A 25050-nucleotide genomic window follows, 5' to 3' on the forward strand; every position below is an offset into this window, starting at 1 on the left:
CGAATTTGACTGTGGCCCCGGTTTCATGCCCCGGGGTCAGGCCTGCCTGATGGCGAACTACTAAGAAACTCATGCCATCGAACGCCGAATTTGACTGTGACCCCGGTTTCATGCCCCGGGGTCAGGCCTGCCTGATGGCGAACTACTGAGGTCGCGGCGGGCTCAGCTCGACATCTGCAACGCGATGGTGACCGGGCCGTCGTTGAGCAGGTGCACCTGCATGTCGGCACCGAACTCGCCGGTCGCCACCGTGGGATACGCAGCCCGCGCCTGGGCAACGAAGTACGCGTAGAGCCGCCGTCCTTCATCGGGCGGCGCCGCCTGCGTGAAGCTGGGCCGGTTGCCGCCGCTCACGTCGGCGGCCAGGGTGAACTGGCTCACGATCAACAAGCCGCCGCCGATGTCCTGCACGCTGCGATTCATCTTGCCGGCGTCGTCCGGGAAGATCCGCATCTTCAGGATCTTCGCGAGCAGGCGGTCCGCCAGCGCATCGCCGTCGCCGCGCTCCGCGCAGAAGAGAATCAATAGGCCCGCATCGATCGCGCCCACGGTTTGCCCCGCGATGTCGACGCGCGCGTGGGCCACGCGCTGGAGCACGGCCCTCATGGAGCTTCCCCGGCCCGCAAGCGCAGCGGCGACTGGATTTCGATGGATGGCGGATTCAAGGTGGTGCCGACTCGTAACGGTCGCGAATTATGGCGTTTCGCTGACGCATCGCTCCTCGGGTAGCATGATCGGCACGATCGAAACCATCACACCGCAAGATGAAGAAAGCCGCGATCGTTCTGAGTGGACTCACATGGGTGCAGCCAGCGCGCTGGGCCAGACGCCCCCACCAACATCCGACACGGCCATACCGGTCGAAGAGCGTGCGGGCATCGTGAAGTCGGTGCGCGGCAACGTTCAATTGCTGGGCGTGGCCGGAGGCGAGCGCGCGGCTCGAGCCGGCGACGCGGTAGCGCCCATCGACCGCCTCGTCACCGAGGCCGACTCCGCCGCCAGCGTCGTGTTGCGTGACGGCACGACGATCATCGTCGGGCCTTCGTCGCGGCTCGACCTCAAGGAATTCCATTTCGATTCGACCACGCAGGATGGCGGAATGCTGGTGTCGCTGCTGCATGGCTCGTTGCGGATGGTCACGGGTCTGATCGGCAAGTCTCATCCCGACGCCGTGCGCGTCGAGACCCCGACCGCGGTCGTGGGCATCCGCGGCACCGACTTCATCGTTCAGACGGAACCGCAGCCGTGACGCGTCGCCGCCTCCTTCTTCTCGTAGGCGTGTGGTCAGCAGCGCTTCTCACCGCCTGCTCCACGCCTGCCACCCGCGTCGTGCTGCTGCCGCAACCCGACGGCAAGGCCTCCGCGGTGGTAGTGAGAACGGAAGAGGGCGAGGAAACGCTGGCCCGGCCCTATCTGAGGCGATGAGCTCTCGCTCGGCCGCGCGCAGCAGGTGCGACGGATGTTCCTCGACCATCGCTTTCCGGCCGGTCGCATCGAGGCTGTGGGGCGAGGAAAACGCGAACTCGCGATTCAGACGGGCGACGAAGTCGATGAGCCGAGCAACCGGCGCGTGATCATCGAGGTCCGCTGATCTCGGGGCGAGCGGCGCCGCCTCGGGCTCGAGAGCTTCAGTTCAGTGTGACTCGCGCGAACTTGCGTTTGCCGACCTGCACGACATAGCTGCCCGCAGGAAGCTTGAGCGCCTTGTCGCTGACGACGCTGGAGTCGACGCGCACGCCGCCGCCGTCGATGAGCCGATTGCCCTCGGAGGTCGACGATGCCAGCCCCGCCTGCTTGAGCAGCTGCGCGATGCCCAGCGGTGCGCCGGAAAGCGAAAGCTCCGGAATCTGGTCGGGCACGCCGCCCTTGCTCCGATGGATGAAGTCCCGCTCGGCCGCATCTGCGGCCGCCGTATCGTGAAAGCGCGCCGTTATCTCCTTCGCGAGCGCGACCTTGGCATCCTTGGGATTGCGGCCGGCGCCAACTTCCGCCTTCAACGCCGCGATCTCGGCCAAAGACCGGAAGCTCAGGAGCGTGTACCAACGCCACATGAGGTCATCGGAAATCGACAGGACCTTGGCGAACATGGTGTTCGCGTCCTCGCTGATGCCGATGTAGTTGTTCTTGCTCTTCGACATCTTCTCGACGCCGTCGAGCCCCTCCAACAGTGGCATGGTCAGGATGCACTGCGGTTCCTGGCCATACTCCTGCTGGAGATGACGCCCGACCAGCAGGTTGAACTTCTGGTCGGTCCCGCCGAGTTCGAGGTCGGACTTCAATGCGACCGAATCGTAGCCCTGCATCAGCGGGTAGAGGAATTCGTGCACCGAGATCGACTGGCCCGCCTTGAAGCGCTTGCTGAAATCGTCGCGCTCCATCATCCGCGCCACGGTGTATTTGGCTGCAAGCTGAATCATTCCCCGCGCGCCGAGCGGGTCGCTCCATTCGGAGTTGTAACGGATCTCGGTCCTCGATGGGTCCAGCACCATGCTGGCCTGCCGGTAGTAGGTCTGGGCATTGGCCTCGATCTGCTCGCGCGTGAGCGGCGGCCGGGTGGTATTGCGGCCCGAGGGATCGCCGATGGTGGTGGTGAAGTCGCCGATCAGGAAGATCACCGAGTGGCCCAGATCTTGCAACTGGCGCATCTTGTTGAGCACCACCGTATGGCCGATGTGGATGTCGGGCGCGGTGGGGTCCAGGCCGAGCTTGATTCTCAGGGGTGTCCCGGTCGCTTCCGACCGCTGCAGCTTGCGTATCCACTCCTCCTGCGGCAGGAGTTCGTCAGCCCCACGCAGTGAGATTTCGAGGGCTCGTCCTACACCATCGGACAGATTTACGGATGTAACAAAATCGGGGTTCATTGGGCTTGTTGCCTGTTTTCTCTATGGCCGAAGCTATACTCAGCCCGACTTTTCAAGCGCCGGATTCTAAGCGGCGCTGTCCTTCCGCACCGTCCTGCCCCCCGTTCGACACGGCCTTCGCAGCGCGGATTTGCAGAACCTGAGCTGGAATTCGAGATTTGATCAACGGCATTCTTGCCGCCGAGGAGCTGTTGGCTTCCCGTGTGGCACACATATTCCGGACATACCCCAGGCAGATCACGGCAGCGATCGCCGCGTTGCTGCTGTCCGCCGGCGGCGGTGCCTTTGCCGTTGCCTCGCTGGGCCCGGACGCTTCTGAACTGCCCGTGAAGCAGGTATTCGAGGCTGTGACACCCCTGTCATCCACCGACCAGATGGAAGCGCTGGAGGCCTACAGTTTCACGTTGTTCCGCAACGAAACCACGCGATCGAGCGACACTGCCGAGGCGCTGCTCCGCCGACTGGGCATTGCAGACATGGCGGCAGCTGCCTTCATCCGCGCCAACCCCGAGGCCCGCGCCGCGCTGCTCAGCCGCCCTGGCCGCACGGTCACCGCGGAAGCAAGCCATGAAAACGCGCTCCAGAAGCTCAGTGCCCGATGGATTCCGAACGCCGACGGCGGCTTCACGCGCTTCGTGATCGAAAAGACCGGCGGCGGCTTCCGGGCTCGCACGGAGACTGACTCCCTGACACCGGCCACCCGGCTCGCGAGCGGTATCGTGCGCAGCTCGCTCTTCGCGGCCACGGACGATGCGGGCATCCCGGACTCGGTGGCAGGTCAGCTGGCCGACATCTTTTCAGGCGAGGTCGATTTCCGCGCCTTGCGCAAGGGCGATCGCTTCGCGGTCGTCTACGAGACCTTCGACGCGGACGGCCAGACCCTGCGCAGTGGCCGTGTGCTGTCGGCCGAATTCGAAAGCGGCGGCAAATTGCACCAGGCGCTGTGGTTCCAGGAGCCCGGCCAGAAAGGTGGCTACTACCGACCCAACGGCGACAGCCTCCGCCGGGCTTACCTGAGTTCGCCCGTTGAGTTTTCGCGCGTGTCGAGCGGCTTCGCCATGCGCATGCATCCGATCCTGAACACCTGGCGTCAGCACAACGGCATCGACTATGCGGCGCCCACGGGAACCGCCGTGCGCAGCGTGGGGGACGGCACCGTGGAGTTCGCAGGCACGCAGAATGGCTATGGCAACATCGTCATCATCAAGCATCGCAATAATCAGGAAACCGCGTACGCGCACCTGAGCCGAATCGACGTCAAGGTAGGCCAGGCCATCAATCAGGGGCAGACCCTGGGTGCGGTCGGCATGACGGGCTGGGCGACCGGCCCGCACCTGCATTTTGAGTTTCGGGTGAATGGCCAATATCATGATCCGGCCACCATCGCCCAGCAGGATGGCGGCGTTCCAATCGCGGCGGCGTCGCGTGTGGCATTCGAGCGCCTCGCGCTCGCCACACGCGCAGAACTCTCCGCTGCATTCTCGGTGGTTCAGGCCAGCGCCGACTGATCGGCTCTGCGGTGACGGCCCCTTGTCTCCCGCTCTCACCTGCTTGTTCATCGGTACCTCGAAATGGCTGAACTCTTCATCGGCCTGATGTCCGGAACCTCCCTCGACGGTGTCGACGGTGTGCTGGCGGACTTGTCGGATGGACGCATTCAAGTGCAGGGCTATGCTGCCGCGTCCTTCCCCGTCGCGCTGCGTGCCGAGTTGATGGCACTCAACTCGCTGGGTGGCGACAATGAGCTGCATCGTGCCGCCTTGGCCGGCAATGGACTGGCGCGCGTCTATGCGGAGGTCGTGCTTGAGCTACTGGCGAATACCGGCATCCGTGCCGATGCCGTCGAGGCGATTGGCGCCCATGGGCAGACCGTGCGGCATCGACCGGGCGAGTTCGACGAGGTCGGCTACACGCTTCAAATCAACAACCCATCCCTGATCGCGGAAATCACGGGAATCGACGTGGTTGCCGATTTCCGCAGCCGCGACCTTGCCGCGGGAGGCCAGGGCGCGCCGCTCGTGCCTGGCTTCCACCAGGCCCTGTTTGCGCGCCCCGACCAGCCTGTCGCCGTGCTCAATATCGGTGGCATTGCCAATTTGAGCCTGCTTCCCGCGGGGAGCGGCACGGTGCTCGGTTTCGATTGCGGGCCCGGCAACGCATTGCTCGATCACTGGTGCCAGAGTCATATCGGCCAACCTTTCGATGTCGCAGGGCAATGGGCCGCCAGCGGTCAGGTGCTGCCAGACCTGCTTTCACTCCTTCTCGCCGATGCGTACTTCACCAAGGCGCCCCCCAAGAGCACGGGGCGCGACCTGTTCAATCCGAACTGGCTCGCCTCGCATCTGGATACGTCGGCCGTCAAGCCCGAGGACGTACAGGCCACGTTGGCGGAGCTGACTGTGCGGGCCTGCGAATCGGATCTCAGACGACATGGCATGAACAGCAAATCGTTGATCGTTTGCGGCGGCGGAGCGCTCAATCTCCACCTGATGTCTCGCTTGCGGGCTCTGCTCCCCACCATGGAAGTCGTCTCGTCGGCCGAACGTGGTCTCCCGCCCCAGCAAGTCGAGGCCGCCGCCTTTGCATGGTTGGCGCGCAGCACGATGCGGCGCGAAGCGGGCAATCTGGCGAGTGTGACGGGCGCGCGCGGTGCGCGTGTGCTCGGCGCCATCTATCCCGCCTGAACCGCAGCTCCGGCATCCTCGTCAACGCTGGCCGGACACCTCCGGCTGCTCCGGCTGGACCACACGCGCCTCCGGTGGGAGATGCCAGAAGATCAGGGCGGAGGCCAGCGTGATGAGCCCCATGCTCGCAAACGTCCCCTGGAAGGCGTGCAAGGTCGCAAGCGGCGTCTCAGTGCCGAAGATGCCCGTATAGCCAGCCAGCACCGCGCTGGCGGCCGCGACACCCAGGCTCATCGCCAACATCTGGACCATCGAAAGCAAGCTGTTGCCGCTGCTCGCCATGCCGCCGTCCAGATCCTTCAGCGTGATGGTGTTCATGGCGGTGAACTGAAGCGAATTGAAGGCACCAAAGGCAATCAATTGTGTGATGTTCAGCGCCATCGGCTGTCCGGGCGCCGCGAGCCCGAAGCTCGCCATCGTCAACCCTACGAGCATCGTATTGATGACCAGCACTTTCCGGTAGCCGTGCCGCATGATCAAAGGCGCGGCGTAGCGCTTCATCGCCATTCCGGCCAGCGCGATCGGCAGCATCATGAGGCCGGCCCGCAGTGGTGAATAGCCCATCGAGACCTGAAGCAGCAACGGAATCAGGAATGGCATGCAGCCGCTGCCCAGCCGCGAGAACAGGTTTCCGAGCAGGCCGATGCTCAAGGTCGGCACACCGAACAGGGATGGCTCGAAGAGCGGATCGGGCCTGCGCGCCGCGTGCAGCCAATAGGCCGTGACACTCGCGAAGCCGAATACCAGCAGCACCAGCACGCCGACCTGCCGCAGCCCCAGGCCCGACACCCCATCGAGCGCCAGCGAGATCGTCACCATTCCAAAAGCCAGCATGGCGTAGCCGACGCTGTCGAACCGGCGCTGGAGAACTCCGCGCAGGTCGGGCATGAAGCGCAGAGTGGCGATGCAGCCGACCAGGCCCACGGGGACGTTGATCAGAAAGATCCAGTGCCAGGACGCATACTGAACGAGCCAGCCCCCGAGAGTCGGCCCGAGCAAGGGCCCGATCAGACCGGGGACAGCCACGAAGCTCATGGCCTTGAGAAACTCGCTGCGTGGCGCCGTGCGCAGCAGCGCGAGGCGCCCCACCGGCAGCAGCAACGCGCCTCCGAGCCCCTGAAGCACGCGCGCCGCGACCAATTGCCCGATGCCCGGCGACAAGGCGCAGCATATCGAGCCAACGACAAACAGCACGATGGCCGAGAAGAAGACCCGCCGCGTGCCGAAGCGATCGGCAATCCAGCCCGAGGCGGGAATCAGCATCGCCATCGTGAGTGCATACGCTACGACCACGGATTGCATGCGTAGAGGGCTTTCGCCCAGGCTCGCGGCCATCGCGGGCAACGCCGTATTGATGATGGTGGCGTCGAGCGTCTGCATGAAGAAGCCGACGGCAACGAGCCAGAGCAGGCTCTTGGGCGAGGTGTCCTCTGACCTCATGGCTTCTTCGCCAGGACGCGGCAGGCAGTAAAAAGCCGCCCGGAGGCGGCTTTTCGAGCAAGCGAAGAGGGACTCACCACATCAGGCCGAGAAACTCGATCCGCAGCCGCAGGTGCTGGTGGCGTTCGGGTTCTTGATCACGAACTGCGCGCCTTGCAGGTCTTCCTTGTAGTCGATTTCCGCGCCCACCAGGTACTGGTAGCTCATGGCATCGATCAGCAGCGAGACGCCATTCTTCGTCATGGTCGTGTCGTCTTCATTGGTGATTTCATCGAAGGTGAAACCGTACTGGAAGCCGGAGCACCCCCCGCCTTGCACGAAGACGCGCAGCTTGAGTTCAGGGTTGCCTTCTTCGGCGATCAGGTCGGCCACCTTGGCCGCGGCGCTGTCCGTGAAAAGGATCGGCTCGGGCATCTGGGTCTGGATGTTTTCTGCAACGGCGCTCATTTGAGAGGACTCCTGTGAGGGGGCCGAACTCGCGGCCAATGGACGAATCCTACTGCAATCAGCAAAAAACCGCCCGAAGGCGGTTCTTTGGCAACAAGGGCCGTAAGCCCAACGCGTGATCAGCGCTTCGAGAACTGCTTGCGGCGGCGTGCCGAATGCAGACCGACCTTCTTGCGTTCGACTTCGCGCGCATCGCGCGTCACGAAGCCAGCCTGGCTCAACACTGGCTTGAGCGTCGCGTCGTAGTCGATCAGCGCACGTGTGATGCCGTGGCGCGCCGCGCCGGCCTGACCCGATTCGCCACCGCCGGCCACGTTGATCATGATGTCGAAAGCTTCGACGTTGTTCGTCAAGAACAGCGGCTGCTTCGCGATCATGATGGACGTCTCACGGCCAAAGTAGGCCTGAATGTCCTTGCCATTGACCGTGATCTTGCCGGTACCTTTTTTCATGAACACACGGGCGACGCTCGATTTGCGACGGCCGGTGCCATTGTTCCATTCACCAATCATCTCAAGGCTCCTTACAGTTCCAGCACTTTGGGCTGTTGGGCGGTATGCGGGTGCTCTGCGCCACCGTACACCTTGAGTTTCTTGATCATCGCGTAGCCGAGCGGACCCTTGGGCAGCATGCCCTTGACGGCCTTTTCCAGGGCGCGGCCCGGATGCTTGGCTTGCATGTCGCGGAAGTTGGTGGCACTGATGCCGCCGGGATAACCGCTGTGACGATAGTAGATCTTGTCGATCGGCTTGGCGCCGGTGACGCGCAGCTGGGCTGCGTTGATGATGACGATGAAGTCACCGGTATCGACGTGAGGCGTGTAAATGGCCTTGTGTTTGCCGCGCAAACGGAGAGCAACTTCGCTGGCTACTCGTCCGAGGACCTTGTCGGTCGCGTCAATCACAAACCACTCGTGCGTCACGTCAGCGGGTTTGGCGCTGAACGTTTTGGTCATGAGTTTCTCTTCGAAAGAGGGTTTGAGCGGGCCCTTTTCCACGGTCGGCGTTCCTCTGGCGGGAATCTCTTAGGTGGGGTCTGAATCTCCGCCGCGGGGCCACTAAAACGCTGCGAAGCCCGCCATTATATGAAGAATCGGAGGATCCGGGCCGATCAAACCGGCAAATCGTCCGCGCAGACCGTTACCATCGAGCCATGTTCAGCTACCGCCACGCGTTCCATGCCGGCAACCACGCCGACGTGCTCAAGCACACGGTGCTGATTGCCACGCTCGACTACCTCCTCGAAAAAGACGCCGCCCTGACGGTGGTCGACACGCATGCCGGTGCCGGTCTGTACCGCCTGGACGGCGACTACGCGGGCACGAGCGGCGAAGCCGCCGAAGGTGTGCTCCGATTCTTCGCCGACGCCAAGCCCTCCGACGCTCCCGTGGCCGACGCGCTGGCGCGCTACCTCCAGGTCATCCGCGACTTCAATCCCAAAGGCGGCGCGAAGATCTATCCGGGGTCGCCCTTCATCATCCATCATCTGCTGCGAGCGCATGACAAGCTGAAGCTCTTCGAGCTCCATCCGACCGACGCGCGCACCCTCGACGCCAACATCGCCCAGCTCGAAGCCGGGCGCCAGATCGCCATCCTGCGCGACGACGGTTTCGGCAGCGCGACCAAGTTCCTGCCGCCGCCTTCACGCCGTGCGCTGGTGTTGTGCGATCCGAGCTATGAGATCAAGAGCGACTATGCACGGGTGCTGGATTTCGCGGCCGAGGCGCTCAAGCGCTTTGCCACCGGCACCTATGCCGTGTGGTATCCCATCATTCCTCGGCCCGAGGCACACGATCTGCCACGCCGGCTCAAGACCTTGGCCACCAAGTCCGGCAAACCCTGGCTGCATGCGACGCTGACCGTCAAGTCGAGCAAGATCGTGACGGATGCCTCGGGCGAGACGCACCGCCCCGGCCTCCCGGCCAGCGGCATGTTCCTCATCAACCCCCCCTATACGCTCAAGGCACTCCTGCAGGCTGCCTTGCCGCAGATGGTGGAGCGGCTCGCCCAGGACCGCCACGCCGCGTTCTCGCTCGACAGCGGCGGCTGAGAGCCTCGGGCCCGGGCTCAGCGCCGTTTGCGGGGCGCAACGCGGCGCCGTTGCGGCGCCGGCGGACGCTCCTCGACGACCGGTTCAGGCGCCGCCTCCTCCACTTCCACGCCACCACAGCGAGAGCCCTGCTCCGCCATGACGGAGAGCGCCACGGGCTTGATACCGAGGTCCAGCATGCCGATCGCTTCGGCCGCGGCGCGGCTCAGGTCGATGATGCGCCCCGAGGAATAGGGTCCGCGGTCGTTAATGCGGACCAGCACCTCGCGCCCGTTCACCAGGCTGCGCACGCAGACGCGGGTGTTGAACGGCAGCGTCTTGTGTGCGGCTGTGAGCGCCGTCATGTCGAAACGCTCGCCGCTCGCCGTCCTGCGCTGATGGAATTGGATGCCGTACCAGGAGGCCCCACCGCGCTCGAAGATTTCGCGCGGAGCATTGTCGCCAGGAATCCCGTCATCCGGGGCCTCGCCGCCGGACACCGCAAGGTCATAGCGCACCGACGGCACCTGGGAGCGCGGCGGGGCGCCGGGTGGCAGGGCGGGCTGCCTCGCCAGCGGCCGCAATCCACCTTGAGCAGCGCCAGCGCCAGTGCCGGCGGGTGGCGCAGACGGCTGCGTGGTGCAGGCCGCGAGCAGGCCGGCCGCGGCAAGGAGCGCGAGCCAATCCGCGAATCGGCAGCCCCGCAAACTCATTCGCCCCCGCCCAGTCGCTCCAGTACAGCGAGCGTCGCGGCCGACTGGTTCATCGTATAGAAGTGCAGGGCCGGGGCGCCGCCGCTGCGCAGGCGATCGCACAGGTCCGTCACCACGTCCAGGCCGAAGGCCTTGATCGACGCGGTATCGTCGCCGAAGCCCTGCAAGCGAAGCCGGATCCAGCGCGGAATCTCGGCCCCGCAGGCATCGGAAAAGCGCATCAGCTGGGTCGAGCTGGTGATGGGCATGATGCCGGGCACGATCGGCGTGTCCAGACCCTGCTTCCTCGCCTCGTCGACGAAGCGGAAGTACGCCTCGGCGTTGAAGAAGTACTGCGTGATCGCCGAATCGGCGCCGGCCTTCACCTTCGCGGCGAAAGCCTGCAGGTCCGCCTCGGGTGAGCGGGCCTGCGGATGTACTTCGGGGTAGCAAGCCACTTCGATGTGGAAGTCGCGGCCGGTCTCTTCGCGGATAAAGGCAACAAGATCGCTGGCATAGTGGAATTCACCACCCATGCCGTAGCCGCTCGGCAGGTCGCCCCGAAGCGCGACGAGTCGCTTGACTCCCATCGTCTTCAGCTCCGCCAGTTGGGCGCGCACCGTCGCCCGCGTGGCACCGATGCACGAGAAATGGCAGGCGGCGTCGACGCCCTCTTCGAGGATCTCGCGCACGGAGCTGAAAGTGCCGTCGTGCGTGGAGCCGCCGGCGCCATAGGTCACCGAGCAGAACTCCGGCCGCAGCGCATAGAGCTGCTGGCGCACGACGCGCAGCTTGGTCACGCCTTCGGACGTCTTGGGCGGAAAGAATTCAAAGCTGAGCGGAAGGCGCACGGCCGGCTCCTGGATCGCCATTTGCATGAACGGCATGAATGAAGAATTCGCGGTTCCCGTCGCCGCCCGCAATCGGGCTGTCGAGCCAGCCTGCGACGCGCAAGCCGAGTTCCGCGCAGGTCGTGCGCAGCCGTTCCTCGACGACCGCATAGAAGGCCGGGTCGCGCACGATACCTCCCTTGCCGACCTGCCCCGGCTGCAGTTCGAACTGCGGCTTGACCAGCATCAACATGTCCCCGCCGGGGGCCAGCAGGGGCACCAGCGCGGGCAGCACCAGCGTGAGCGAGATGAAGGAGAGATCGGCCACGATCAGGCCGAAAGCCGAATCGTCGGGCGAGGCTTCCGCCCAGGCCCCGGCGCTGAGCGTGCGCGCATTGACGCCTTCGACGGCCGTCACGCGCGCGTCCTCGCTGACCCGCGAATGCAGTTGGCCGTGACCGACGTCCACACCCACCACATGTTCGGCGCCATGCTGCAGCAGGCAATCCGTGAAGCCGCCTGTCGACTGCCCCACGTCGAGGCAACGCCTGCCGCGCGGATCGATGCCGGTCGCCGCGAGCGCGCCTTCGAGCTTCAGCCCGCCACGCGAAACATAGCGAGCCTCCGCCGCATCGACCAGTTCGAGTTCGGCGTGTTCGGGTACCTCGTCGCGGTTCTTCACCACGACGTGCCATGCCATCCCCTCCCGCCAGCGCAGACCGCCCGCGATCAGCCGGACAGCCTGCGAGCGCGAAGCGGCAAGGCCGCGTTCGACGAGCAATTGATCTGCGCGCACTGCGATTCGCCGCGGGCGATCAATAACGGTAGGTATCCGGCTTGTAGGGGCCGTTCTTGTCGACCCCGATGTAGGCCGCTTGCGCATCGGTCAGTTCGGTCAGCATGGCGCCGACCTTCTTCAGGTGCAGGCGCGCCACCTTCTCGTCGAGGTGCTTGGGCAGGACGTAGACCTTGCCGGCCTGGTAGGCGTCCGGCTTGGTGAAGAGTTCGATCTGCGCAATGGTCTGGTTTGCGAACGACGAGGACATCACGAAGCTCGGGTGGCCCGTACCGCAGCCCAGGTTCACGAGGCGGCCCTTGGCCAGCAGGATGATCTTCTTGCCGTCGGGGAAGGTGATGTGGTCGACCTGCGGCTTGATCTCTTCCCATTCGTACTTCTCGATCGACGCGACGGCGATTTCGTTGTCGAAGTGCCCGATGTTGCAGACGATCGCCTGGTCCTTCATCGCGACCATGTGTTCGTGGCGGATCACGTCGCGGTTGCCCGTGGTGGTCACGAAGATGTCGGCCTTGTCGGCGGCGTACTCCATCGTCACGACCTTGTAGCCTTCCATCGCGGCCTGCAATGCGTTGATCGGGTCGATTTCGGTCACCCACACTTGCGCACTCAGCGCGCGCAGCGCCTGGGCCGAGCCCTTGCCCACGTCGCCATAGCCCGCCACGCAGGCCACCTTGCCGGCAATCATGACGTCGGTCGCGCGCTTGATGCCGTCCACCAGCGATTCGCGGCAGCCGTAGAGGTTGTCGAACTTGCTCTTGGTGACCGAGTCGTTCACGTTGATGGCGCGGAACAGCAGCGTTCCCTTGGCGCTCATCTCGTTCAGGCGATGCACGCCGGTGGTGGTTTCCTCGGTCACGCCGATGATCTCGGCGGACTTGCGGGTGTACCAGGTCGGGTCCACGGCGAGCTTGGCCTTGATCGCCGCGTAGAGGATGCGCTCTTCATCGCTGGTCGGACTGGCCAGGACGCTCTGGTCCTTCTCGGCGCGCTGGCCCAGATGCATCAGCAGCGTGGCATCGCCGCCGTCGTCCAGGATCATGTTCGGGCCTTCGCCGGGCGCACCCTTGGGTGCGAAGTCGAAGATGCGGTGGGTGTAGTCCCAGTAGTCTTCGAGGGACTCACCCTTGATCGCGAAAACCGGGGTGTTCGTGGCGGCAATGGCGGCGGCGGCATGGTCCTGCGTCGAGAAGATGTTGCAGGAAGCCCAGCGCACGGTGGCACCGAGGGCCTGCAGCGTCTCGATCAGCACGGCGGTCTGGATCGTCATGTGCAGCGAGCCGGTGATGCGCGCGCCCTTGAGCGGCTGGCTCTTCGCGAATTCCTCGCGGATCGACATCAGGCCGGGCATCTCGGTCTCCGCGATGCGGATTTCCTTGCGGCCCCAGGCGGCAAGAGAGAGGTCGGCGATCGCCTGGTCGGCGGTGGCAACGGGGGTGGGCTTGAGAACAGCGCTCATGAAAACTCCAAAGCAAGCTTGAAAGATGCCGCTGCGTTCGGGGAAGGACTCACCGCGAGAACAGCGGGTGAGCGTGGTTGCGATGTGGTCCGAGCCTCACGCCTGACGGCGCTGCAACGCTCCTCGGAAGCGGGATTTTAGCGCGCGCCGGTTTTTCGGCGCCAGCGGCGATTTCCCGTTCGCCCTAGACTGCATCGCCGACCCTCAACCATTGCGCCCCGGCGCTCGACCATGTTCAAAGTCAATGCCCTCGCCACTTCGTTCCTGATCGCCGCCTCGGCGGCATCGCCGCTCCCCGGATGGGCCCAGACGCCAGCCGGCGCGACGGCGCAGCCCACCGTGCGCGTACGCGGCGTCATCGAAAGCGTCGATGCGACCTCGATCACCGTGAAGGACCGCAGCGGCGAGACCGTCACGATGGCGCGTCCCGCCGACATGAACGTGTCGGAGGTCATTCCTCTCACACTGGCCGACATCAAGCCCAACAGCTTCATCGGCACCGGCGCGATGCCGCAGCCGGACGGCACCCAGCGCGCGCTCGAGGTCCTGGTGTTTCCCGAGGCGGCGCGCGGCACCGGCGAAGGCCACCGCCCCTGGGACTTCATGCCCCAGAGCACCATGACCAATGCCACCGTCTCCACGCTCTCGGCTGCGCCCTCCTCGGTTCCGGGCGGCCAGAAGCTGGTGCTCAAGTACAAGGGTGGCGAGCAGACGGTCATCGTGCCGCCGGGCACGCCGGTCGTGACTTTCAAGCCGGCCAACAACGACCAGGCGGCGCTGGTGGTCGCCGGCGCCAAGGTGGTCATCACGGCGCAGGTGAAGGACGGAAAGCCCACCGCCTTGCGCATGCTCGTCGGCCGCGACGGCTTCTCGCCACCGTTGTAGCCCTGCTCGCTAAAATTGCAGGCTTTGCGTCCAGCAGCCCGCGCCCGTGAGCGTGCTCCGCGTTCACCCCATGACATACGCTTCCGAAACCCGCCGCCGCCGCACCTTCGCGATCATTTCCCACCCTGACGCGGGCAAGACCACGCTGACGGAGAAGCTGCTGCTGTTCTCCGGCGCGATCCAGATCGCCGGCTCCGTGAAGGCGCGCAAGGCCACGCGGCACGCCACCTCCGACTGGATGGAGATCGAGAAGCAGCGCGGCATCTCGGTCGCGTCGTCGGTGATGCAGATGCTCTATCGCGATCACGTGATCAATCTGCTCGACACGCCCGGCCACAAGGATTTCTCGGAAGACACCTACCGCGTGCTGACGGCCGTCGATTCGGCGCTGATGGTCATTGATGCAGCGAACGGCGTCGAGGCGCAGACACGCCGGCTGATCGAGGTCTGCCGCCAGCGCGACACGCCCATCATCACCTTCGTCAACAAGATGGACCGCGAGGTGCGCGAGCCGCTCGAACTGCTCGACGAAATCGAGCGCGAACTCGGCATGCCTTGCGTGCCGATGACCTGGCCCGTGGGCCAGGGCAAGAGCTTTGGCGGCATCATCAACCTGCGCACGCACGCGATGACGGTGTTCGAGTCGGGCAGCGAACGCCTGCCGCAGGACTTCGAGGCCATGCCCCTGGCCGACCGTGAGAAGCTGCACAAACGCTTCGGCAATGAGTTCGACACCGCGATGGAGAGCATGGAACTCGCCACCGGCGCGTCGCCCACCTGGGACCGCGAAGCCTTCCTCGCCGGCAAGCAGACACCCGTGTTCTTCGGCTCTGGCGTCAACAATTTCGGCGTGATGGAAGTGCTCGACGCGCTGGTCGATCTCGCCCCGCCGCCGCAATCGCGCACCAGCACCACGATGGTCAACAGGCAGCCGGTGGTTCGGGAGATCCAGCCCGACGACAAGGAGTTCGCCGGCGTGGTGTTCAAGGTCCAGGCCAACATGGACGCCAACCACCGCGACCGCATCGCCTTCGTGCGCATGGCGTCGGGCAAGTACACGCCGGGCATGAAGCTCAAGGTCCAGCGCACGTCGAAGGAGCTGCGCCCGACCAGCGTAGTGACCTTCATGAGCCAGCGCCGCGAAGCGGTCGAAGAAGCGTATGCGGGCGACATCGTCGGCTTCACCACGCACGGCGGCGTTCAACTCGGCGACACCATCACCGACGGCGCCTCGCTGCAGTTCACCGGCCTGCCCTTCTTCGCGCCCGAGCTCTTCATGACGGTGATCCTCAAGAACCCCCTGCGCACCAAGCAGTTGCAGCAAGGGCTGGCGCAGCTCGGCGAAGAGGGTGCGATCCAGGTGTTCCGCCCTGAGGTCGGCGGCCCGATGCTCCTCGGCGCGGTCGGCCAGCTCCAGTTCGAGGTCGTGCAGCACCGGCTCAAGACCGAATACGACGCCGACATACGGCTGGAGGGCTGCCAGTACACCGGTGCGCGCTGGATCACCGCCGACACCCCGGCCGAGCTGCGCGCCTTCGTCGACGCCTACCCCGCGCGCATGGCGCTGGACGCCGCCAACACGCTGGCCTACCTTTGCACTTCGCCCTACGACGTGCGCTTGGCGCAGGAACGTTTCCCGAAGATCCATTTCCACCCGCTGCGCGAGCATGCAGGCCTGGCACTGCAGAGCGCCGGATGATGGACCCGCTGGCCGCCTGGCCGGCCGAGGACCGGCTAGCGCTGATCGGCGTCTTCACCGATATCGATGACACCCTGACCACAGAAGGGGCGATCACGCCCGACGCGCTGCAGGCGCTGCGCGACCTGAAGGCCGCTGGCCTGCATGTCGTCGCCATCACCGGCCGGCCGGTCGGCTGGAGCGAAGCCTTTGCGGCCGCGTGGCCGGTCGATGCCATCGTGGCCGAGAACGGCGCCGTGGCGCTCATGGCTTCGGCGCGACAAGGATGCCAAGCGCCAACCCGGTTGTATCAACAGGACGCCGCCACGCGCGCGGCCAATTTCACGCGCATGCAGCGCGTGCTGTCGCGCATCGAACGCGAGCTGCCCGGCGTCGGCCGGGCGGCCGATTCGCTGGGACGCGAGACCGACATCGCCATCGACCACAGCGAACTTGCGCGGCTCGAGGACGCACAGATCGCCGCCGTCGTCGCCTTGATGAAGAGCGAGGGAATGCACGCCACGGTGAGCAGCATCCATATCAACGGCTGGTATGGCGACAACGACAAGCTCGAAGGCGCACGCTGGATCGTGCGTGAACTCTGGGGGCGCAAGCTCGACGAGGAGATGGACCGCTGGGCCTATGTGGGCGATTCGACCAACGACGCACTGATGTTCGAGCGCTTCAGGCACAGCGTGGGCGTCGCGAACATTCGCCGCTTCGCGCGCGCATTGCCGCACCTGCCGCGCTACGTCACGCGGGGCGAGCGCGGTGCCGGCTTCGCCGAGGTGGCGGCCGCCGTGCTCGCCGCCCGCACGGGCCTCACTGAACGGTGAAAGCAATCGGCCTGGCGCGCGCCAGGACGTTGCCCGAGGCCGCGTTGTTCATGAGTTCGAGCCGTGCGTTGTATTCGCCCTTGGGGGGATTGAGCCAGACCTCCGTCTGGCCGCCATCGAGTTCGATGATCTCGGGCTTCTGCCCCGGACGTTCCAGCGTCAGGCGGAAGTGCCCTGTGTCCGGCAGCCTGGGGCCCGCATGCGATACGTTGAAGCCGCTCGCATGCAGCTGGACGCGCATCGGCAATCGGGCCGTCGCGTGGTCCGCCGGGCTCAGGAATTCGATGCGGGGTTCGCCGAGCAGGCTCGCCGGGGCGACGCCCTTGTTCTGCTTGCTGACGGTGAACCTCAGCGGCTTGCTGTAGACGAAATACGGAATGTGCCCCTGGTCGGCCAGCACCAGGCGCATGGTGTAGGTGCCCGGCTGCAGATCCACCACCGTCTCCATCTGCCCCTTGCCGAAGTGGATGTACTGGTCGGTGAAGGGCAGCGGCTTCTTGAAGTCCAGCGGCAGCGGCTGGTTGATCAGAAGATGGTGATGCCCGGCCATGCCCGCCATCTGGCCGGCGGGAACGATGCCGCGCATCGAGAGGCCGAAGCGCGCGACGAAGGGCGCTTCGAGAGTGGCGCCGTCCTGCAGATTGGTGAAATAGGCCTCGGGCGACCGACTGGGAGGCGGCACCACCCAGGGGTGAACGATGAGCTCACCGCTGTCAGCGGCGATCGGTTGCTGGGCTGCGCCCAGACTCGCCAGGGCCAGCAGCCAGGCAGAGAGCAGGAACTTCCCCACCGCGACGTTGCGACGCACACGAATGGCCATGCAGGCATCTCCTCCAAAGAGATGCGGATTCTCCCATTGGTTTACCGCGCGTGCGCTTTCACCCACCGAACGATGTCGGCCGTCCCCATGGCGCCGGCCTGCCGCGCCACCTCGCGGCCGCCGCGAAACAGGACCATGGTGGGAATGCTGCGGATGTTGAAGCGTGCGCCCAATGCCGGCACCGCCTCGGTATCCACCTTTGCGAGGCGCACTTGCGGCTCGAGCTGTGCCGCCGCCTGCTCGAAGGCCGGCGCCATCTGGCGGCAGGGCCCGCACCAGGGCGCCCAGAAATCGACCACCACCGGGATTTCGTTGCGGCCGACGTGGCGATCGAAGGCGGCCTCGTCCAGCGCGGTGGAATGCCCGGTGAAAAGCGGCTTGTGGCAACTTCCGCAATCAGGCGCGCTCCCCAATTGCGCGCTGCGCACGCGGTTGGTGGTGTGACAGTGCGGACAGACGATGTGCAGCGATTCGCTCATGGTGCGCTCCGGTTCGGACATGCAGTGGAACTTGGGACGAGCGGTGCAAATGCAAGCTGAACTTTCAGGACATCTTCCATGGGGTCGATGCGCCAGGGGTCGCCAGCCACGGCGGCCTCAGGCTGCGTGCTGCATGAAGCCGTCGAGCACGTTGACTGCGTTGACCCCCACCTCGGCGACGGCATAGCCGCCCTCGAAAACAAACACCGTCGGCAGACCGGGCCGCGCCAGGTCCTCGCCGACGCGCAGGTAGTCGGGCGTGGCGAGCGTGAAGCCGGCAATCGGGTCGCCCGCGAAGGTGTCGAGCCCGAGCGACACGACCAGCGCGTCCGAGCTGAAGTCCGCAATGCCGCGCAGCGCGCTTCGCAAGGCCTCGCGCCAGGTTGCGAAGTCAGTGCCGCGCGCCAGTGGCAGGTTGTGATTGAAACCCAGGCCCGCGCCCGCCCCGCGCTCGTCCGCGTAGCCCAGGTAATACGGATACTCGGTATGCGGATCGCCATGGAGACTGGTGAACTGCACGTCGGCCCTGTCGTAGAAGATGGCCTGCGTGCCGTTTCCATGGTGGTAATCGATGTCGAGCACGGCGACGCGTTCGGCGCCCGCGTCGCGCAGGGCCTGCGCCGCGATGGCCGCGTTGTTGAGAAAGCAGTAGCCGCCGAAGAAATCGGCGCCGGCATGGTGTCCCGGCGGGCGCGTCAGCGCAAAGGCCGCGCGCTCGCCGTCCAGCACGCGGCGGGTCGCCGTCAACGCGCAGGCGGCGCCCGCGCGCGCCGCGGCCCAGGCTCCCGAAGTGAGCGGCGTACCCGCGTCGTACGAGAACAGGCCCAGGCGTGCCGGGAAGCTCGCTGGCAGCACGTCCGATCGAAAGGTACGAATCGGCCAGTACGAAGGCAGGGCATCGCGTGCGACATTGGCTGGGTCGAGCGCCACCCATTCCTCCCACGCCTTCGACAGGAAGTCCAGATAGCGCGGCGCATGGACGCGGGCGATCGCGGCCTCGTCGAACAGATCCGGCAAGGTGATGGCGCCCAGTTCGCGCTCCCTCAGTTCCCGCAGCACGTAGTCGGCGCGCGCCGGCACCTCAAAACACGGCACCAGCTCGCCACGGAACATCTCCACCTTGCCGTGGTGCAACGCATGCAGGTCGTTGTAGACGGTGTGCATCAGGCCTCTCGACGTATCGGGGCCGGCGGGACCGGCTTCTGCGCAGGCAGCGTCAACACGACATGCCGCTCCCGCGAGCGGGCCAGCACCGGAGCCAGGGCAACGCCGGTGTGCGTGCCGAGCCTCACCACCTCTTCCGGCGGGGCCGCGGCGACCACCCGGCCACCACCATTGCCGCCTTCCGGCCCGAGGTCGATCAGCCAGTCGGCCTCCGCGATGACGTCGAGATCATGCTCGATCACGACCACGCTGTGGCCGCCGTTGACCAGGCGGTGCAGCACATGGATCAGCTTCTCGACATCGGCCATGTGCAGCCCGACCGTCGGCTCGTCCAGCACATAGAGCGTGTGCGGCGCCTTGTTGCCGCGCCGCGCGATATCGTCGCGCACCTTGCTGAGTTCGGTCACGAGCTTGATGCGCTGCGCCTCGCCGCCGCTGAGCGTCGGCGAGGGCTGGCCCAGCGTCAGGTAGCCCAGTCCCACGTCCTTCAGGAGCTGCAGCGGGTGGCTGATGTTGGGCATCGCGGCGAAGAACTCGACCGCCTCATCGACCTCCATCTGCAACACGTCGCCGATGCTCTTGCCGCGCCAGCTCACGGCCAGCGTCTCGGGGTTGAAGCGCGCGCCATGGCATACCTCGCAGGGCACCTTCACATCGGGCAGGAAGCTCATCTCGATGGTGCGAACGCCCGCGCCATCGCAGCCGGGGCAGCGCCCCTCGCCCGTATTGAAGCTGAAGCGGGCCGGCCCATAGCCGCGCGCCTTGGCTTCGAGCGTGTCGGCAAAGAGCTTGCGGATCGTGTCCCAGAAGCCGATGTAGGTCGCCGGGCAGCTGCGCGGCGTCTTGCCGATCGGCGTCTGGTCGACCTCGAGCACGCGATCGATGGTCTCGTAGCCCTCGACGGCACCGCAGCCCACCCACTTCGGCCGCTTGCGCGCCGCATCGGCATCGCGGCCGGCCTTGGTCATGCGCTGGACCACGATGGCGTACACGTTGGCGAGCAGCACGTCACGTGCAATGGTCGACTTGCCCGAGCCGCTGACGCCCGTCACTGCCACGAGACGATGCAGCGGAAGAGAGACCGTGACGTCCTGCAGGTTGTGAAGGTTGGCACCGCTCACCGTCAGCCAGCCCGGCGCGCCGGGCTCGGGCGGCGGCACGAGGCGCCGCGGATGCAAGGGGTGCCTGATCGCATCCCGCAGGTAGCGACCGGTCTGCGACTGGCTCGCGCCCTCGATGTCGGAGACCGAGCCCTGCGCGACCAGGTGGCCGCCGCGCTTGCCGGCGCTGGGCCCGATGTCGATGATGTGGTCGGCGCGCCGGATCGTGTCCTCGTCATGCTCCACCACCACCAGCGTGTTGCCCTTGTCGCCGAGCTTGTGCAGCGCGTTCAGGAGGATCTGGTTGTCGCGCGCATGCAGCCCGATGGTCGGCTCGTCGAGCACATAGCAGACGCCCTGCAGGTTGCTGCCGAGCTGCGCGGCCAGCCGGATGCGTTGGGCCTCGCCGCCGCTCAGCGTCGGCGCGCCGCGGTCGAGCGTGAGGTAGCCGAGGCCGACTTCCTCCAGGAATTCGAGCCGGCTCTTGATCTCGGGCACCAGGTCGCGCGCGATTTCACCTTGCCGGCCGGTGAGCACGAGGCCTTCGAACCATGCGCGGATGTCGCTGACGCTCATGCGCGCAAGCTGCGTGATGCCGATGCCGCCCTCCGCCCCGAACAGCACGGCACGCGCGGTGGCGTTCAACCGCGTGCCCTCGCAGGTCGGACAGACAGCATCCGCCACGTCTTCCACCTCGGGCTCCGCGAAGGTCTGCTCGCGCCCCTTGTTGTCGTCCGACAGCACCGAATCGTCGAACACCTTGCGCTGTTCCTTGGTGAGCTTGACGCCGGTTCCCACGCAATCCGGGCACCAGCCATGCTTGCTGTTGTAGGAGAAGAGGCGCGGGTCGAGTTCCGCATAGCTGGTACTGCAGACCGGACAGGCCCGCAGCGTGGAAAACACGTGCGTGCGGCCGATGCCCGCCGTCGGCGCGTTGGCCATCATGGCGCCGCGCAACCCGGTGAGCTCGCTCAACACATGGACCACACCCTTTCCGTGCTCCAGCGCCTTGGTCAGAGCCTGGCGCAGCGCCGTTTCCTCCGCGGGAAGCACGTCGAGGCTCGCCACGGGCAGCTCGATGTTGTGCTCCTTGAAGCGGTCGATGCGCGGGAAGCCGGTGGTCGGCAGGAACTCGCCGTCGACGCGCAGGTGGGTGTAGCCGCGCGGCCGCGCCCAATCCGCCAACTCCGTGTAGACGCCCTTGCGGTTGCTCACCAGTGGCGCCAGCAGGCCGATGTGCTGGCCCTTGAAGTTCTTCAGCAGCTGCGCGGCAATGCTGTCCGGCGTCTGCGGCTGAACCGCGGCGCCGTCGTGGATGCAGTGCTGGATGCCGAGCTTCACATAGAGCAGCCGCAGGAAATGCCACACCTCCGTCGTGGTGCCCACCGTGCTCTTGCGCCCGCCCCGCGACAGGCGCTGCTCGATCGCCACCGTGGGTGGAATGCCATAGACCGCATCGACCTCCGGCCGGCCGGCGGGCTGCACGATGCTGCGCGCATAGGCGTTGAGCGATTCGAGATAGCGCCGCTGCCCCTCGTTGAAGAGGATGTCGAAGGCCAGCGTCGATTTGCCCGAGCCGCTGACCCCCGTCACCACGCTGAACTTGCCGCGCGGAATGTCGACCGACAGGTTCTTGAGGTTGTGCTCGCGGGCATTGACGATCTGGATCGCCTCGCGCCCCGCCGCCGGTTGCACGCGCGCCGCATAGGAACGCGCCGCGCGCTCGGCGACCTTGTAGGCGCCGGGTCCGACGGCCAGTTCGTAGTCGGCCAGCGCCGCGCCGGTGAGCGACGCGCGGTTCTCGCGCACCTGCTCGGGCGTGCCCACCGCCACCACCTGGCCGCCGCCCTCGCCGCCTTCGGGCCCGAGGTCGATCAGCCAGTCGCTCGCGCGGATGACATCCAGGTTGTGCTCGATGACCACCAGCGAGTGGCCCGCGTCCAGCAGCTTGCGCAGCGCGCGCATGAGGCGCGCGATGTCGTCGAAGTGCAGGCCGGTCGTCGGCTCGTCGAACAGGAAGAGCGTGCCCTTGCGCGCCAGCGGCTGCCGGCTCGATGAGCCGCTCTTCGCGGCTTCGGCGAGGAAGCCCGCCAGCTTGAGACGCTGCGCCTCGCCGCCGCTGAGGGTCGGAACGGGCTGGCCAAGCTTCACGTAGTCGAGGCCGACGTCGGCGATGGGCTGCAGCACGCGCAGCACTTCGCGGTCGGCTTCGAACAGCGCGGCGGCTTCGGCGACGGTGAGATCGAGCACGTCCGCCACATTGAAGCTGCGCTGGCCGCGCTCGATCGTCACCTCGAGGAGCTCCGGCCGGTAGCGCTTGCCGTCGCAATCCGGGCAGCGCAGATAGACGTCGGAGAGAAACTGCATCTCCACGTGCTCGAAGCCGGAGCCGCCGCAGGTCGCGCAACGGCCGTCGCCGCTGTTGAAGCTGAACTTCGACGCGGTGTAGCCGCGCTGCCGCGAGAGTGCCGCCGTCGCGAAGATCTCGCGGATCGCGTCCCACGCGCCGACGTAGCTGGCGGGATTCGAACGTGCCGTCTTCCCGATCGGCGACTGGTCGACGAAGACCACGTCGCTCAGCATGTCGGCGCCGAGCAGGCGGTCGTGCGCGCCGGGGGTTTCGGTGGCCTTGCCGAAGTGACGCATCAGCGCGGGCGCCAGCACGTCCTGCACCAGCGTCGACTTGCCCGAGCCGCTCACACCGGTGATGCAGACCAGCCGCTGCAGCGGCAGTTCCACCGTCACGTCCCGCAGGTTGTGCTCGCGCGCGCCTTCCAGGATCAGGCGTGGCGTGCTGTCGCTGACCATGCGGCGAAAGCCCATGCCGATTTGCTTGCGCCCGCCCAGGTACTGGCCGGTCAGCGTATCGGCGTCGCGCAGTTCGTCGGTGCTGCCGTCGAACACGATCTGGCCGCCGCGAATGCCCGGGCCCGGCCCCATGTCGATCACGCGGTCGGCGGCCAGCATGACAGCCGGGTCGTGTTCCACCACCACCAGGGTGTTGCCCGCATCGCGCAGGCGCAGCATGGCCTCGGTGATGCGGTTCATGTCGCGGGGATGCAGGCCGATGCTGGGCTCGTCGAGCACGAACAGCGTGTTGACCAGCGAGGTACCGAGCGCCGTCGTGAGGTTGATGCGCTGCACTTCGCCGCCGCTGAGCGTGCGGCTCTGGCGGTCCAGCGTGAGGTAGCCGATGCCCACGTCGTGCAGGTAGCGCAGGCGGGTGGTGATTTCGTCGAACAGCAGCTTGAGAGCCTGCACGTCGCCCTCGCTGACCGTGCTGCTGTTGCCGTGACTCTCGATGCCGTCGAACAGGCGCCGCAGCCGTTCGATCGGCAGCAGCATCAGGTCATGCAGGCACAGGCCCGGCAGCGCCTCCAGCTGCTCGCGCGACCACTTCACGCCGACCGGCATGAAGCGCCTGGCGGGGTCGAGCACCGCATCGGCGTCTTCCTTGCTGCCGATGCGCCAGAGCAGGCTTTCGAGCTTGAGGCGCGCACCAGCGCAGGTCGGGCAGGGCGTGTAGCTGCGGTACTTGGACAAGAGCACGCGGATGTGCATCTTGTATGCCTTGCTCTCCAGATAGGCGAAGAAGCGGCGCACGCCGTACCACTGCTGGTTCCACTTGCCCTTCCAGTTCGGCGAGCCTTCGATCACCCAGGCCTGCTGCTCGGGCGTCAGCTTGTTCCAGGGCGTGTCGCGTGGAATACCGGCGGTCTCGGCATGGCGCATCAGATCGTCCTGCGCCTCTTTCCACGCCGGCGTCTGGATGGTCTTGATCGCACCGGCACGCAGCGTGAGCTTGTCGTTCGGAATCACCAGGCCCAGGTCGACGCCGATGACGCGGCCGAAGCCGCGGCAGGTGTCGCAGGCGCCCACGGCCGAATTGAAGGAGAACATCGACGGGATCGGATCGGTGTAGCGAATGTCGCTTTCCGGGCAATGGAGCCCGGTCGAGAACTTCCAGATCTCGGGGGCCGCGCCCTCCTCCGCCGGCAGTGCATAAACGGTGAGCCGTCCGCTGCCGCGCTTCAACGCCACTTCGATCGCCTCGACCACGCGCGCCCGCTCGGCATTGGCGATGCGGAAGCGGTCAGCCACCACGTCCAGCACCTTGCGCGGCCCGGTCGGTGTGGCGACTTCACGCTCGGCCTGTACGCGCGTGAAGCCGCTGGCCGAAAGCCATTGCGTCACTTCCTCGGCGGTGGTGCTTCCCGGCAGTTCGACCGGGAAGGTCAGCACCACGCGCGAGTCGCCCGCCGCGGCAGCGCGCGCGGCCAGTTCGGCATAGATGGTGTCCGGCGAATCGTGCCGCACCGGCAACGCCGTCTCGCGGTCGAAGAGCTGGCCCGCGCGCGCGAACAGCAGCTTCAGGTGGTCGTTCAGCTCCGTCATCGTGCCGACCGTGGAGCGGGACGAGCGTACCGGGTTCGTCTGATCGATCGCGATGGCGGGCGGCACGCCCTCCACCTTGTCGACCGCCGGCTTGTCCATGCGATCGAGGAACTGGCGCGCATAGGCCGAGAAGGTCTCGACATAGCGCCGCTGGCCTTCGGCATAGAGCGTGTCGAACACCAGGCTGGACTTGCCCGAGCCGCTGGGCCCGGTGACGACCGTCATCTCGCCGGTGCGGATGTCGAGGTCGAGATTCTGGAGATTGTGCTGACGTGCACCGCGAATCCGGATGGAGCCCTGTGTCATGAATGCCTTGGGGGGTGGGGCAGACATTCTAGGAACGATGGCTCCGGCGCTTGTGCGGCCTCTCAATGGGCTGTGGCCGGGCAGGGTTTCCACGGATTGGGGTTTGCGCCGAACTATTAACAAATAGACACATTTTCGGCGCTCGCGAAG

At 66.0% G+C, this 25050-nt stretch carries 22 protein-coding genes and 1 riboswitch; of the genes, 8 read left to right on the plus strand and 14 right to left on the minus strand.

Annotated features, from left to right (window positions below; translation table 11 throughout):
* Positions 1–162: 162 nt before the first annotated feature.
* Positions 163–606, minus strand: coding sequence for a D-aminoacyl-tRNA deacylase (gene dtd / locus AC1DNF_RS29515; RefSeq protein WP_478152213.1), 444 nt, complete (start codon positions 604–606; stop codon positions 163–165).
* 124 nt (positions 607–730) lie between these two features.
* Here dtd and AC1DNF_RS29520 point away from each other — a divergent pair, with 124 nt between their 5' ends.
* Both AC1DNF_RS29520 and AC1DNF_RS29525 read left to right on the plus strand, forming a co-directional pair.
* The gene (locus tag AC1DNF_RS29520; RefSeq protein ID WP_478152214.1) at positions 731–1249 is read left to right on the plus strand and encodes a FecR family protein; all 519 of its coding nucleotides are present in this window, start codon (positions 731–733) and stop codon (positions 1247–1249) included.
* A 210-nt stretch (positions 1250–1459) separates the two neighbouring features.
* The gene (locus AC1DNF_RS29525; RefSeq protein WP_478152215.1) at positions 1460–1591 is read left to right on the plus strand and encodes a hypothetical protein; all 132 of its coding nucleotides are present in this window, start codon (positions 1460–1462) and stop codon (positions 1589–1591) included.
* A gap of 37 nt (positions 1592–1628) precedes the next feature.
* Here the strand turns inward: AC1DNF_RS29525 and tyrS are convergent, their stop codons facing one another.
* Positions 1629–2861 carry a tyrosine--tRNA ligase gene (gene tyrS / locus AC1DNF_RS29530; protein WP_478152216.1) on the minus strand — a complete coding sequence of 411 codons (1233 nt, stop codon included), beginning with the start codon at positions 2859–2861 and terminating at the stop codon, positions 1629–1631.
* 158 nt (positions 2862–3019) lie between these two features.
* Here tyrS and AC1DNF_RS29535 point away from each other — a divergent pair, with 158 nt between their 5' ends.
* Positions 3020–4369, plus strand: a complete 1350-nt coding sequence (locus tag AC1DNF_RS29535; RefSeq protein ID WP_478152217.1) for a peptidoglycan DD-metalloendopeptidase family protein — start codon at positions 3020–3022, stop codon at positions 4367–4369.
* 63 nt (positions 4370–4432) lie between these two features.
* Positions 4433–5545 (plus strand): anhydro-N-acetylmuramic acid kinase, encoded by a 1113-nt coding sequence (locus AC1DNF_RS29540; RefSeq protein ID WP_478152218.1) that lies wholly within the window; start codon positions 4433–4435, stop codon positions 5543–5545.
* Between the two features lie 21 nt (positions 5546–5566).
* Here the strand turns inward: AC1DNF_RS29540 and mdtD are convergent, their stop codons facing one another.
* The 4 genes from mdtD to rplM all read right to left on the minus strand — a co-directional run bounded on the left by mdtD (position 5567) and on the right by rplM (position 8387).
* Positions 5567–6985 (minus strand): multidrug transporter subunit MdtD, encoded by a 1419-nt coding sequence (mdtD, locus tag AC1DNF_RS29545; protein ID WP_478152219.1) that lies wholly within the window; start codon positions 6983–6985, stop codon positions 5567–5569.
* Positions 6986–7066: 81 nt separating this feature from the next.
* Positions 7067–7432, minus strand: a complete 366-nt coding sequence (gene erpA, locus AC1DNF_RS29550; protein ID WP_478152220.1) for an iron-sulfur cluster insertion protein ErpA — start codon at positions 7430–7432, stop codon at positions 7067–7069.
* A 119-nt stretch (positions 7433–7551) separates the two neighbouring features.
* Positions 7552–7944 carry a 30S ribosomal protein S9 gene (gene rpsI, locus AC1DNF_RS29555; protein WP_162569459.1) on the minus strand — a complete coding sequence of 131 codons (393 nt, stop codon included), beginning with the start codon at positions 7942–7944 and terminating at the stop codon, positions 7552–7554.
* Positions 7945–7955: 11 nt separating this feature from the next.
* Positions 7956–8387 (minus strand): 50S ribosomal protein L13, encoded by a 432-nt coding sequence (rplM, locus tag AC1DNF_RS29560; protein WP_478152221.1) that lies wholly within the window; start codon positions 8385–8387, stop codon positions 7956–7958.
* Between the two features lie 197 nt (positions 8388–8584).
* Here rplM and AC1DNF_RS29565 point away from each other — a divergent pair, with 197 nt between their 5' ends.
* A complete protein-coding gene (locus AC1DNF_RS29565) occupies positions 8585–9481 on the plus strand; it encodes a 23S rRNA (adenine(2030)-N(6))-methyltransferase RlmJ (protein WP_478152222.1) in 897 nt (298 codons plus the stop codon).
* Positions 9482–9498: 17 nt separating this feature from the next.
* On the opposite strand, the gene AC1DNF_RS29570 is transcribed toward AC1DNF_RS29565, so the two are convergent.
* The 4 genes from AC1DNF_RS29570 to ahcY form a co-directional block, all read right to left on the minus strand.
* Positions 9499–9978, minus strand: coding sequence for a septal ring lytic transglycosylase RlpA family protein (locus AC1DNF_RS29570; protein WP_478152223.1), 480 nt, complete (start codon positions 9976–9978; stop codon positions 9499–9501).
* 191 nt (positions 9979–10169) lie between these two features.
* Complete coding sequence (gene metF / locus AC1DNF_RS29575; RefSeq protein WP_478152224.1) at positions 10170–11003, minus strand: methylenetetrahydrofolate reductase [NAD(P)H]; 834 nt, start codon at positions 11001–11003, stop codon at positions 10170–10172.
* Entirely contained in the window at positions 10981–11778 is a 798-nt protein-coding gene (locus AC1DNF_RS29580; RefSeq protein ID WP_478152225.1) for a TlyA family RNA methyltransferase, read from the minus strand. The genes metF and AC1DNF_RS29580 overlap by 23 nt, the downstream gene beginning before the upstream one ends.
* Positions 11779–11797: 19 nt before the next feature.
* Entirely contained in the window at positions 11798–13237 is a 1440-nt protein-coding gene (gene ahcY / locus AC1DNF_RS29585) for an adenosylhomocysteinase (protein WP_478152226.1), read from the minus strand.
* A gap of 62 nt (positions 13238–13299) precedes the next feature.
* Positions 13300–13367, minus strand: a riboswitch (S-adenosyl-L-homocysteine riboswitch).
* Positions 13368–13468: 101 nt separating this feature from the next.
* Between ahcY and AC1DNF_RS29590 the strand changes: the two genes are divergently transcribed.
* The 3 genes from AC1DNF_RS29590 (at position 13469) to AC1DNF_RS29600 (ending at position 16636) form a co-directional block, all read left to right on the plus strand.
* Entirely contained in the window at positions 13469–14122 is a 654-nt protein-coding gene (locus tag AC1DNF_RS29590) for a hypothetical protein (protein ID WP_478152227.1), read from the plus strand.
* A gap of 70 nt (positions 14123–14192) precedes the next feature.
* Positions 14193–15821: a peptide chain release factor 3 gene (locus tag AC1DNF_RS29595; protein WP_478152228.1), complete on the plus strand. Its 1629-nt coding sequence runs from the start codon at positions 14193–14195 to the stop codon at positions 15819–15821.
* Positions 15821–16636 (plus strand): HAD-IIB family hydrolase, encoded by an 816-nt coding sequence (locus AC1DNF_RS29600; protein WP_478152246.1) that lies wholly within the window; start codon positions 15821–15823, stop codon positions 16634–16636. Before AC1DNF_RS29595 ends, AC1DNF_RS29600 begins: the two co-directional genes overlap by 1 nt.
* Here AC1DNF_RS29600 and AC1DNF_RS29605 read toward each other — a convergent pair.
* The 4 genes from AC1DNF_RS29605 to uvrA all read right to left on the minus strand — a co-directional run bounded on the left by AC1DNF_RS29605 (position 16623) and on the right by uvrA (position 24900).
* Positions 16623–17456, minus strand: coding sequence for a DUF4399 domain-containing protein (locus tag AC1DNF_RS29605; protein ID WP_478152229.1), 834 nt, complete (start codon positions 17454–17456; stop codon positions 16623–16625). The two genes, AC1DNF_RS29600 and AC1DNF_RS29605, sit on opposite strands and share 14 nt — an antisense overlap.
* 41 nt (positions 17457–17497) lie before the next feature.
* On the minus strand, positions 17498–17935 hold the full coding sequence (trxC, locus tag AC1DNF_RS29610) for a thioredoxin TrxC (RefSeq protein WP_478152230.1): 438 nt from the start codon (positions 17933–17935) through the stop codon (positions 17498–17500).
* 117 nt (positions 17936–18052) lie between these two features.
* Positions 18053–19099, minus strand: coding sequence for a histone deacetylase family protein (locus AC1DNF_RS29615; protein WP_478152231.1), 1047 nt, complete (start codon positions 19097–19099; stop codon positions 18053–18055).
* Entirely contained in the window at positions 19099–24900 is a 5802-nt protein-coding gene (gene uvrA, locus AC1DNF_RS29620) for an excinuclease ABC subunit UvrA (RefSeq protein ID WP_478152232.1), read from the minus strand. The genes AC1DNF_RS29615 and uvrA overlap by 1 nt, the downstream gene beginning before the upstream one ends.
* Positions 24901–25050: the final 150 nt, after the last annotated feature.

It is taken from the genome of Variovorax sp. 01T432 (assembly GCF_056398605.1).